Origin of the sequence: Maribacter aestuarii, from assembly GCF_027474845.2 — a bacterium.
Classification (GTDB): domain Bacteria; phylum Bacteroidota; class Bacteroidia; order Flavobacteriales; family Flavobacteriaceae; genus Maribacter; species Maribacter aestuarii.
This window is the reverse complement of sequence record NZ_CP107031.2, coordinates 844,473-856,207: the sequence shown is the minus strand read 5'-3', so window position 1 is coordinate 856,207 and position 11,735 is coordinate 844,473. Positions and strand designations below refer to the sequence as shown.

Genomic DNA, 11,735 nt, shown 5'->3' with positions numbered 1-11,735 from the left:
TACTGTATTTTGACGGAGGTTTCTTTTTCGTGATAAATAATTAAGTTTTACCTTAGCCCCCGAAAAGGGATATTAGCTCAGTTGGTTTAGAGCGCTGCCTTGACAGGGCAGAGGTCACTGGTTCGAATCCAGTATGTCCCACAGTATTTTCTCTGTACTAAATGAGCTCCAATATTCGTTCCAGAGCCATTCCGCGAGAACCTTTTATAAATAAGGTAGATTCTTGTGGAAGTTTAAATTCTTGTATATGTTTCTTAGCATCATCGAAAGACTCAAATTTTTGAAATTTGCTTTTAGTTCCGTAAAAGTTTTTACCTATTAACACTACATCCGAAAATCCAAGGTTGGCCGCAAGTTCCGCTATGTACTGATGTTCTTGAGCGGCACTTTCACCAAGCTCGAACATATCTCCTAAAAACAGAATTGGAGCTTGTGCATCTAAGTCTTTAAAACTTTCCAAAGCCGCTTGCATACTCGTTGGGTTGGCATTATAGGCATCCAATATTATTTTATGCCCGTTTTTATTTATTACCTGTGAACGATTGTTATCTGATTCATAATTTTCAATTGCCCCTTTAATAGCTTCTAGTTCAACATTGAAATACTTGCCGATGAGAATGGCGGCACAACAATTTGGGAAATTATACGCCCCTATCAGTTTGGTTTTAACCGATAAATTTTCAAATTCAATTTCCAGATAAGGGTCGGTTTTTAAAAGTTTTATTTTGTAAAATTTGGAATCATGTGTGCTGTAGCCATATTTCTTAACGTAACCTGCTAACTTCTCCCGTTGAATAGGATCATCTGCATTCAAGAAAATACTTTTATTAAGGGGCATTAGATAATTATATAGTTCACACTTGCCTTTTATTACACCTTCTACACCACCAAAACCTTCTAAATGGGCTTTACCAAAATTTGTTATATAACCAAAATCAGGTTCAGCAATTTTGCATAAAAATTCAATTTCTTTTTGATGATTGGCCCCCATCTCTACAATAGCAATTTCTGTAACCTCTTTTACAGATAATAGCGTAAGCGGTACTCCTATGTGATTGTTCAGGTTTCCCTTAGTTGCAACGGTTTTATATTTTCTGGATAGAACGACATTAATGAGTTCTTTGGTCGTGGTTTTTCCGTTACTTCCGGTAAGACTTATTACCTTAGCGGCACATTGCTTTCGATGATAATTGGCCAATTTTTGTAGCGTTTCTAATACATCGTCTGTCAGTAGTGTACGTTCGTTTATTACATATTTTTTCTCATCAAGAACTACGTAACTCGCTCCTTTTTCTAATGCCTGTTTGGCATACTCGTTCCCGTTAAAATTATCGCCTTTCAACGCGAAAAAAATATCACCTTCTTTTATTTTTCTTGTATCGGTACTAACCGATGGGTAATCAAGAAAAATTTTGTGTAGCCTATCAATCTCCATAAAATCGAAGATAAAAAAAAGCCCTTTATGAAAAGGGCTTTTTTAATATCTGTTAAGGGAAAAAATTATTTAGCCTTCTTTCCTCTTACGGTTTTGTTTTTAGTCTTAGATTTCGAACCAACTCTAGACATCGCACATCTAAAACCGATGTAATCCGTAGCCATATACTGTGGCATATATCTTCTTTGTGCTGGATCTAGCCAGTAAGCTCTATCTCTCCAAGAACCTCCTTTGTAAACACGTACTTCGTCGTTTATTAGAGTAGTTCTGTTGTTGGACTGATCATATTGTCTGGACAATGTACCTGCTGAATCTCTTTCTACTTTGTGTTTCGGAGAATTGTACATTTTACGTTGATTCTCATCATCTTCATCGCTAAAACGGTCAAAGAATCTTGAAGAACCTGGATCACCATCCCTATAACCTCTATTGTCACTGGATGAGAAATTTGTTCTTAAATAAGTTTCTTCTTCGTCCACAGGGACCATTTTAATCTCGCCAGGCAAGTTTACGGCAACTACCTTTCCGTTTGGTAGTGTATCATAAATGATGGAATCTCTAAGGATATTTACTTTACCATCTTCACCGATAGCAGTTTTCATATATATATTACCCCTGTAGTAATTAAAATCACTTACCTCATCATCAACTATAGGTCTGTATACATCCGCAACCCACTCGGCTACATTTCCAGCCATATCGTACAGCCCTAGGTCATTTGGCTTATATGACATTACTTCTGCTGTAATATCGGCGCCGTCATCAGACCAACCAGCTATTCCGCCATAATCACCTTTACCTTGCTTAAAGTTGGCTAATTGGTCGCCTCTACCAACCCTTTGTCCGTTTCTTGTATAATCACCTTCCCATGGATATTTTTTTCTACCCCTATAATTATTGTACTCCCTTTGTCCGACTTGGGCCTGAGCGGCATATTCCCATTCGGTTTCAGTTGGAAGTCTATATTCTGGCATAATAACGCCGCTACTTCTTTTTGCAAAAGTAGATACACTATCCTTTTTCTTTTTGCCTTGAAGCGAATCTATCTGACCATTGTAAACGGATTCTGGCCTGTTTAAGTAAGCTTCTGTACTAAAGGTACCTGAAACTTCTCCGGTAGCAGCTTGATACTTTGCATCTTCGGAAAGATACCCCTCACGTTCCAACATAACTTCGTTAACCCTATCCGTTCTCCATTCAGCAAATTGGGTAGCTTGTATCCAGTTAACACCAACTACAGGATATTCCGCATAGGCAGGATGTCTAAGATAGTTGTTGGTCATGGTCTCGTTGAAGCCCAATCTATTCCTCCAAACCAAAGTGTCAGGCAAAGCACCTTTGTAAATGTTTGTATACTTTGGATTTTCTGGGGGATAGACGCTTTTTAAATAGTCCAAATATTCGAGGTACATGACATTAGTTACCTCGGTCTCATCCATGTAGAAAGACTGCACGTGCTGTGAGGTTGGAGTATTGTTCCAATCATGCATTACATCATCCTGTACTTTTCCTTTGGTGAATGTTCCACCTTCTACGAATACCAATCCAGGTGCAGTCTCCTGTTCCTTAAAATCAGTATTGTATTGAAAGCCACCTTCCTTCGCATTTATTTTCCAACCTGTAGCTCTGGAAACGTTCTTTGAAGATGAAGATTTCTTACAGCTGGTAACTGTGAAACCTCCCGCTATAACGGTTAATGAGAGTACAACTTTAATAAACTGTTTTTTCATAATTAGGACTTGAGTTCAATCTTTGTAAACAACTATCTTCTTATTTAATAGCTATAAGAATTGGATTTATATTTTTTTACACTTTCCGGTGATTAGAACGATGTTTTCAATAGATTATTTTATCCGTTAAAATAAATTTAATGTTCATCACTTTTAACTACCTGAAAAAGGTATCACTATCAGTCATAACGCCACAAAAACCATTATAGTATGGTATAGGATTTACTTTTTTTGAAGAGGCGCGTTATTTGTTGTATTTCTATCCAAAATTGATATGTGCTCGTTTATATAAGGACTTATGGAGATAGAAAAATCTAAAAATATCTTCATCTTAACATAAGATAATCCTTAAAAGGGCGTTTACAAGTACAATATGGTTGATATTTTCCTAAATCCAATCTTACACATAATGAAAAAATTATTGATTCTTTCTGTGCTGTGTGCCGTGGTTAAGTTAGGCGCTCAGGATGAGCAACGCGTTATTACTACTGCAGTTCCATTCTTGACTATTGCTGCCGACGCTCGTGCGGCGGGTATGGGCGATATGGGCGTCGCAACATCCGCCGATGCATTTTCCCAGCAGTGGAACCCGGCCAAATTTGCCTTTGCGGAGCGCAAAATGGGCATAGGTCTAAGTTACACTCCTTATTTGGAAAGTGTCATTGCTGACATAGGACTCTTAAGCGGAAATTATTACAACAAAATAAACGAGAACAGTGCTTTTGCCGTTAGTCTACGTTATTTTACTTTAGGTGAAATAGAGTTACGACAAACTGCTTCTGATATAGGAACGCTGGTAAAACCAAACGAGTTTGCCTTAGACGGATCGTACTCCTTAAAATTGAGTCCAACTTTTTCCATGGCCGTAGCCGGTAGGTTTATTAGTTCAAATTTGAAATTTCAAGATGCAAGCACGGACTCTCAAGCAGCTAGTTCGTTTGCCGTTGATGTAGCCGGGTACTACCGATCAAGGGAGGTGGCCTATGACAATTTTGATGGACGCTGGAGAGCGGGATTCAATATTTCCAATATTGGCGGAAAAATTCAATATGATGAAGGTGGACAAGAAAACTTTTTGCCGAGCAATTTAAGATTTGGTCTCGGATTTGATTTTATTCTAGACCAGGACAATGTTATCGGGCTTACTTCAGAATTCAGCAAATTATTAGTTCCTACGCCCCAGGATTTTGATGGGGACGGCGATATTGATTCCGAGGATAACGATATCTACCAAAATGAAAGTGGCTTTAGTGGTATTTTTGGCTCATTTGGCGACGCCCCTGACGGATTCAGTGAAGAACTGAAGGAATTCACCTGGGCCCTTGGAGCTGAATATTCCTATCAGAACGCATTTATGTTAAGAACCGGCTATTTTAATGAAAGCGAGGAGAAAGGTTCCAGAAAGTTTTTTGCACTTGGAGCGGGCTTTAAATTTAAAGCTGCACAAATAGATTTATCCTACTTGTTTTCAACATCGCAAGTAAGGAACCCATTGGAGAATACGCTTCGTTTTTCACTTACATTTAATTTAGGTGAAGAGTTTATCAATGATTAACAAAACATATTTAACACGTATATAAAACCCGCTTCAAAGCGGGTTTTTATGTTTTAAAAGTTACCTATCTTGTAAACACAAGTATGGGAATATGTATCGAAAATAATTTCTTAAATAAATGGCGGTAAAGAAAAAAATCACTTTTGAAATTACGGTTTTCAATGATCTTAAGGAACTGGAAAGTACGGAAGCGGAACTGCTCAACAGAGCTGTTGCAGTGAGGGAAAATGCCTATGCGCCCTATTCGGATTTCAAGGTTGGTGCGGCTGTTCTCCTGGAGAATGGTGAAATAGTTACCGGGAACAATCAGGAAAATGCATCCTACCCATCTGGCTTGTGCGCAGAAAGGGTCGCTATATTTTATGCAGGGGCAAAATTCCCTGGGGTACAAATTAAAACTATTGCAATATCCGCAGCTTCTGCCAATCACAAAGTCGATTCTCCGGCAGCGCCTTGCGGAAATTGTCGGCAATCCATTTCGGAATATGAGTTTAAACAAAAAAAGCCTATTAAATTACTGCTGATGGGAGAAGTTGGTGACATTATTCAGTGCAACTCCATTGCCGATATACTCCCGTTAGGATTTAATAGTACTTTTCTAAAATAACATAGGTTAAGGGTTCTTGTAAATTAAACGATAGTGGACTTTAGTGTTACGCTTCTAAATTCTTCCTCCCTTTTGTTTCTATTTTTTTTATCGATTCATTTATATGTGTATTTTTGTTCTCTTGTGATGCAAAAAAGTGCTACCTTTTTTCAAGTCCAACAGGATTTACAATAATTAAACAAAATAAATGGAAAAAATTACCAAAGAAACTTATTTGAAATGGTATGAGGATATGCTATTTTGGAGAAAGTTTGAAGATAAACTGGCCGCAGTTTATATTCAGCAGAAAGTCCGAGGTTTTCTTCACTTATACAACGGTCAAGAGGCAGTTTTAGCGGGTGCACTTCATGCAATGGACTTGACCAAGGATAGAATGATTACTGCGTATAGGAACCATGTCCAGCCCATTGGGATGGGAGTTGATCCAAAGCGGGTAATGGCGGAACTTTACGGTAAGGTTACAGGAACCTCTAAAGGTATGGGAGGTTCAATGCACATATTTTCCAAAGAACATAGATTTCATGGTGGTCATGGGATAGTTGGTGGTCAGATACCCTTAGGTGCCGGTATGGCATTTGGGGATAAGTATCATGGAAGTGATGCGGTAACCCTCTGTTATATGGGAGACGGTGCGGTAAGGCAAGGTTCACTTCACGAAACTTTTAATTTGGCCATGTTATGGCAATTACCTGTAGTTTTCATCTGTGAAAATAATGGCTATGCTATGGGAACTTCTGTAGCTAGAACCTCTTTCTCTACAGAAATCTGGAAACTTGGTTTGGGCTATGAAATGCCTTGTGGTCCCGTGGATGGAATGAATCCCGTTACGGTAGCGCAAGAAATGAGCAAAGCTATTGACAGGGCACGAAGTGGCGGTGGACCAACTTTCCTAGAAATGAAGACTTATCGTTACAGGGGGCACTCTATGTCAGATGCACAACACTATAGAACTAAAGATGAGGTGGAGGAATATAAGAAGATAGATCCAATTACACAGGTTTTAGATATTATCAAGGAGAATAAATATGCCACAGACGAGGAAATAAAAAAAATTGATAAAAGGGTCAAGGCTTTGGTTTCGGAATGTGAAAAATTTGCAGAAGAGTCGGACTATCCGCCAGTAAATCAATTGTACGATATGGTTTACGAACAAGAAGATTTTCCCTTTGTGCAACATAAATTATAATACATGGCTACAGTTGTAAATATGCCCCGTTTAAGTGATACCATGGAAGAAGGTACGGTTGCCGCATGGTTAAAAAAAGTGGGAGATAAAATTGAAGAAGGTGATATTCTAGCGGAAATAGAGACGGATAAGGCTACTATGGAATTTGAGTCCTTTAACGAAGGAACGCTGCTTCATATAGGAATTCCGGAAGGTGAAACCGCACCGGTGGACTCACTTTTAGCCATTATTGGGGAAGAAGGAGAAGACATTTCTGGACTTATAAACGGAAGTGAAAACACGGAGGAGGAGAAAGAATCTGAAAAAGAAGCAACAGAAGAGGATAACGAAAGAAAGGAGGAAACAGCTGACGCCGGCAACCAAACTTCGGCCGAAATTCCAGAAGGGGTAGAGATTATTAAAATGCCTCGTTTGAGTGATACCATGGAAGAGGGTACCGTTGCAACTTGGTTAAAGCAGGTAGGGGATACCGTTGAGGAGGGTGATATTCTTGCGGAAATAGAAACGGATAAGGCTACAATGGAGTTTGAATCGTTCTATTCGGGAACCTTATTGCACATAGGAATACAAGAAGGAGAATCATCTCCAGTTGATGCGGTCTTGGCCGTAATTGGACCAGAAGGAACGGATGTCGATGCTGTATTAAATGCTAAATCATCTAGCGGAAAGAAGGCTACTTCGGAGAGTGAAAAGAAAGAAGAAAAATCTGAATCTAAAACAGATACTTCCTCGAAGAAGGAGACAAAATCCGTTAGTGATGGTGAGCGTATTTTTGCATCGCCACTCGCTAAAAAGATTGCTGAAGACAAAGGCATAGACTTGTCGGATGTTACAGGATCTGGGGATAACGGAAGAATCATCAAAAAGGATATTGAGAATTATCAGCCGTCAAAAGCTGATGCAACCGCTACTGCCAAAGTAGAGAGTTCTGCGCCATCTGCACTTCCTATTAGCTTGCCTGTAGGTGAAGAAGGTAGTGAAGAAGTGAAGAATTCCAACATGAGAAAGGCCATAGCAAAGGCTCTCGGAAATTCTAAATTCACAGCACCCCATTTTTACTTGACTATTGAGGTTGATATGGACAATGCAAAAGAATCGCGGGCTCAAATCAATAGTTTGCCAGACACTAAGGTATCTTTCAACGATATGGTATTAAAGGCTTGTGCCATGGCATTAAAAAAACATCCCCAAGTTAATACATCTTGGAATGGTGATACTACAAGATATAATAAACATATTCATATGGGAGTTGCCGTTGCTGTGGACGAAGGCCTTGTAGTTCCCGTCGTTAAATTTGCAGATCAGTTGGGTCTAACCCAAATAGGTGCTGCGGTTAAGGATTTAGCTGGGAAAGCTAGGAATAAGAAGATTGCTCCTTCCGAGATGGAAGGAAGTACATTCACAGTATCGAATTTGGGAATGTTTGGGATTTTAGAGTTCACCTCCATCATTAACCAACCTAATTCTGCGATTTTATCTGTTGGTGCCATTGTAGAAAAACCTGTGGTAAAGAACGGTGAAATAGTAGTGGGTAGTACTATGAAACTTACACTCGCCTGTGATCACAGAACAGTGGATGGTGCCGTAGGAGCTCAGTTTTTACAGACTTTACGTTATTTTGTGGAAAATCCGGTTACCATGTTGGCATAACTTGGTATTTTAAATTACAATCTAATGGCATCCCTTTTCAGGGATGCTTTTTTTATCTTTAGAAAAACTAACGAATCTCTATGAAAAGAATAATAGTTTTGCTGCAAATACTGGCCCTAATAGGGTGTGGTACAGCAAAAATTCAGCAGCAAACCACCTTAAATCCTAACAACGGTCCTCAAGGGGTAAAGGGTAGGATTGCAACTGCACCAGAAGAAGTCACTGGAAATGATGTTACCACAAACAAAGCCAATACACAGTTTACATCTCCCGAAGATATTAAGGCTATAATGCAGTTTTTAGCTTCGGATGAAATGAAAGGAAGGGATTCGGGAAGCGAAGAAATAGAAAAAGCTGCGGATTTCATTAAACAGGTATTTGTGGATAACGGAATAGCTCCCTATTTCGAATCGTACCGAGACACTCTAAGAAATTTCGATAAAACTGCCTTCAATGTTGTTGGTTATATCCAAGGTTCGGACACCCGTTTAAAAGATGAGTATGTGATTTTAGGGGCGCACTATGATCATATAGGAATGGTTAGTCCAGATAATGGTGATGCTATCGCAAACGGGGCAAATGACAATGCTTCCGGAACCGCCATGGTATTGGAGCTTGCTCGTTATTTTGGAAAAAATAAGAACAACAAAAGGAGTATTATTTTTGCGTTGTTCAGTGCAGAAGAAAAGGGTCTAATGGGCTCTAAACATTTAGCTTCTAAACTTAGCGACAAGGATTTGGACCTTTACACTACGCTCAACTTTGAAATGGTCGGTGTTCCAATGGTTGATAAAAATCATCTTTTGTATCTCACGGGTTTTAAGCTATCCAATTTGGCAGAGATTAGTAATAAATATGCAGGTGAGCAATTGGTTGGATTTTTGCCCAAAGCAAAGGAATTCAACCTTTTTAAACGTTCGGACAATTATCCGTTTCATGAGGCATTTAGAGTCCCCTCGCAAACTTATAGTACATTTGACTTTACTAACTACGGTTACTATCACAAAGCAGGGGACGAGAACTCTGAAATGGATTTTACACATATGGCCAATGTAGCCAACAAGTTAATACCCATGGTGACCGGAATAGTAAATGCAAATAATAAGGAAATAAAATATAATTAATGGCTAATGTCATAGTAACGGGTGCGAGTAGGGGAATAGGCCTAGAATTGGTGCGTCTGTTCGCAGGGGATGGGCACAACGTGTTGGCACTATCCCGAAATATCAGACCTATAGATGCCTTGCGTATTGATACCGTAAGTACTATTTCCATGGATTTATCAGTTCCTTCCGAAATTGAAAAAGTCCATTCCTTCGTAAAGGTCAATTGGAATCAGGTAGATATCTTAATCAACAATGCGGGCATATTGCTGAACAAACCTTTTTTGGAGACTACCATGGAGGAATTTGAAGCTGTTTATAAGGTAAATGTTTTTGGAGTTGCTTTAATGACCAAAGCAATTTTACCAAAAATGCCGAAGGCTGGTCACGTGGTCACCATCAGTTCTATGGGCGGTGTTCAAGGGAGTATGAAATTCCCAGGACTTGCTGCTTATAGTTCTAGTAAAGGAGCAGTTATTACCATGACTGAACTCTGGGCGGAGGAATTTAAGGAAAGTGGGCCCTCATTCAACGTTTTGGCCTTGGGTGCCGTACAAACCGAGATGCTGGAAGAAGCTTTCCCTAACTACCAAGCTCCAATTACCGCTTTGGAAATGGCCACCTATATAAAAGAATTTTCGCTTACGGGGAATAAATTATACAACGGCAAATTATTGCAAGTATCCAGCAGTACTCCATGATATGCAGGATACGCTCCATAAATATTTGCCGGAAAGAGCTGTTCAGTTATGTTTTGACCTTATAAAGGAAAATAAGGTACATTTAAAAATAGTGAATGAGCGTGTGACAAGGCATGGGGACTACAGAAGATTGTCCAACGGCCAACATCAGATAACAGTGAACGCCACGCTTAATAAATACCGGTTTTTGATTACACTTGTCCATGAAATTGCACATCTGGTAGCTTTTGAAAAGTATGGCAGACGGATTAAGCCGCATGGATTGGAATGGAAAAGAACTTTTCAATATCTAATGTTGCCATTTATCCGTCCCGAGATTTTCCCATCAAAATTATTACCGCTTTTAGCGAGGCATTTTAGAAATCCTAAGGCTAGTAGTAGCACGGATGCGAATTTGTCCATAGCTCTAAAAAGATTTGACGAACAAGAATTAAATAAAACGTATGTATTTGAGTTACCTTATGGGAGCACATTTCGAATCTATAATGGGAAGCTTTTTAAAAAAGGAAACAAAAAGATAAAGCGGTACGAGTGTGTTGAGGTACATACGGGCAGAACCTATTTATTTCAACCCAACGCAGAAGTAGAATTAATTATTGACTAAATTATACTTGTTTTTACAATACGGGAATCCAATGCTTAGTGGAAGGATGAACAAGGTTAAACTCAAACTTATACATGAATAGAATGAATAAGAATTATTATGCCGTTTTAATGGCGGGTGGGGTCGGTTCACGGTTTTGGCCCATTAGCACAACGGAATACCCGAAACAGTTTCACGATATGCTGGGAACAGGGGATACGTTGATACAAAAAACCTTTAAGCGTCTTAATAAATTTGTGCCTACAGAGAATATCCTGATTCTAACCAATGAACGTTATAACGATTTGGTCTTGGAGCAGCTACCAAAAGTGAAACAAGAACAGGTCGTATTGGAGCCTGCCATGCGAAATACCGCTCCATGTATTCTATATGCGGCCTTGAAAATCCAAAAAATGAATCCAGAAGGGGTAATGATTGTTGCTCCTAGTGATCACTGGATAGAGGATGAAGAGGCTTTTGCTAATGATGTAACCGCCTGTTTTGAAAAATGTGCAAAGGAAGAAGTGCTCTGTACTTTGGGAATTAAGCCAACTTTTCCAAATACCGGTTTTGGTTATATCGAATATGATAAAACAAGTGAAAATCAAATTAAAAAAGTAAGTCAATTTCGGGAAAAACCGGACTACGAAACTGCAAAGGACTTTTTGGCTCAGGGAAATTTTCTATGGAATGCGGGTATCTTTATGTGGAGCGTGAATACTATTGTAAACGCTTTCAAAAATTATCAACCAGAACAATACGAACTCTTTAAAGCTGGTCTGTCGTTCTATAATAATGAAGCCGAGAGCGGTTTTATAGCGGAGCAATATCCCAAGGCAGAAAATATTTCCATAGACTATGCAATCTTAGAACAATCAAAGTCAATTTTTGTCTTAGAAGCTACATTTGATTGGAACGATTTAGGTACATGGGGTTCGCTATTCGATAAGCTGGATAAGGATAAGAGTGGGAATGCTATCGTAAATGCCAAAGTGCTTGCGGAGGATGCCCATGGAAACATGATAAGGTCGCCTAAAGATAAAATAGTTGTCGTAGATGGGCTAAAGGATTATATTATAGTCGACAAGGAAGAGGTGCTATTGATTTATCCAAAGTCCAAAGAACAGGATATTAAAAAAGTACTTTTAAAAGTTAAGGATGCTTTTGGTAATAATTATGCGTAAT

10 protein-coding genes and 1 tRNA gene are annotated in these 11,735 nt (G+C 39.1%); 9 read left to right on the top strand and 2 right to left on the bottom strand.

Translation table 11 applies throughout. The features are described from left to right. Positions 1-66: 66 nt before the first annotated feature. Positions 67-141 (top strand) — tRNA-Val (locus N8A89_RS03790). A gap of 16 nt (positions 142-157) precedes the next feature. Here N8A89_RS03790 and N8A89_RS03785 read toward each other — a convergent pair. Then, entirely contained in the window at positions 158-1,435 is a 1,278-nt protein-coding gene (locus N8A89_RS03785; protein ID WP_281541053.1) for a UDP-N-acetylmuramoyl-tripeptide--D-alanyl-D-alanine ligase, read from the bottom strand. A gap of 65 nt (positions 1,436-1,500) precedes the next feature. Further along, entirely contained in the window at positions 1,501-3,165 is a 1,665-nt protein-coding gene (gldJ, locus tag N8A89_RS03780) for a gliding motility lipoprotein GldJ (protein WP_281541052.1), read from the bottom strand. Between the two features lie 409 nt (positions 3,166-3,574). Here gldJ and porV point away from each other — a divergent pair, with 409 nt between their 5' ends. From porV to N8A89_RS03740, 8 genes are all read left to right on the top strand, one after another. Continuing rightward, positions 3,575-4,720 (top strand): type IX secretion system outer membrane channel protein PorV, encoded by a 1,146-nt coding sequence (gene porV, locus N8A89_RS03775; RefSeq protein ID WP_281541051.1) that lies wholly within the window; start codon positions 3,575-3,577, stop codon positions 4,718-4,720. Between the two features lie 118 nt (positions 4,721-4,838). Beyond that, entirely contained in the window at positions 4,839-5,327 is a 489-nt protein-coding gene (cdd, locus tag N8A89_RS03770; protein ID WP_289644952.1) for a cytidine deaminase, read from the top strand. Positions 5,328-5,514: 187 nt separating this feature from the next. Next, a complete protein-coding gene (gene pdhA / locus N8A89_RS03765; protein WP_289644951.1) occupies positions 5,515-6,513 on the top strand; it encodes a pyruvate dehydrogenase (acetyl-transferring) E1 component subunit alpha in 999 nt (332 codons plus the stop codon). A 3-nt stretch (positions 6,514-6,516) separates the two neighbouring features. Beyond that, complete coding sequence (locus N8A89_RS03760) at positions 6,517-8,163, top strand: pyruvate dehydrogenase complex dihydrolipoamide acetyltransferase (RefSeq protein ID WP_281541050.1); 1,647 nt, start codon at positions 6,517-6,519, stop codon at positions 8,161-8,163. A gap of 80 nt (positions 8,164-8,243) precedes the next feature. Beyond that, complete coding sequence (locus tag N8A89_RS03755; RefSeq protein ID WP_281541049.1) at positions 8,244-9,287, top strand: M28 family metallopeptidase; 1,044 nt, start codon at positions 8,244-8,246, stop codon at positions 9,285-9,287. After that, positions 9,287-9,967, top strand: a complete 681-nt coding sequence (locus tag N8A89_RS03750) for an SDR family NAD(P)-dependent oxidoreductase (protein WP_281541048.1) — start codon at positions 9,287-9,289, stop codon at positions 9,965-9,967. The genes N8A89_RS03755 and N8A89_RS03750 overlap by 1 nt, the downstream gene beginning before the upstream one ends. Position 9,968: 1 nt before the next feature. Beyond that, positions 9,969-10,571 carry a SprT-like domain-containing protein gene (locus tag N8A89_RS03745; RefSeq protein WP_289644950.1) on the top strand — a complete coding sequence of 201 codons (603 nt, stop codon included), beginning with the start codon at positions 9,969-9,971 and terminating at the stop codon, positions 10,569-10,571. Positions 10,572-10,654: 83 nt separating this feature from the next. Beyond that, positions 10,655-11,734 carry a mannose-1-phosphate guanylyltransferase gene (locus N8A89_RS03740; protein ID WP_281543333.1) on the top strand — a complete coding sequence of 360 codons (1,080 nt, stop codon included), beginning with the start codon at positions 10,655-10,657 and terminating at the stop codon, positions 11,732-11,734. The last annotated feature ends 1 nt before the right edge of the window (position 11,735 follow it).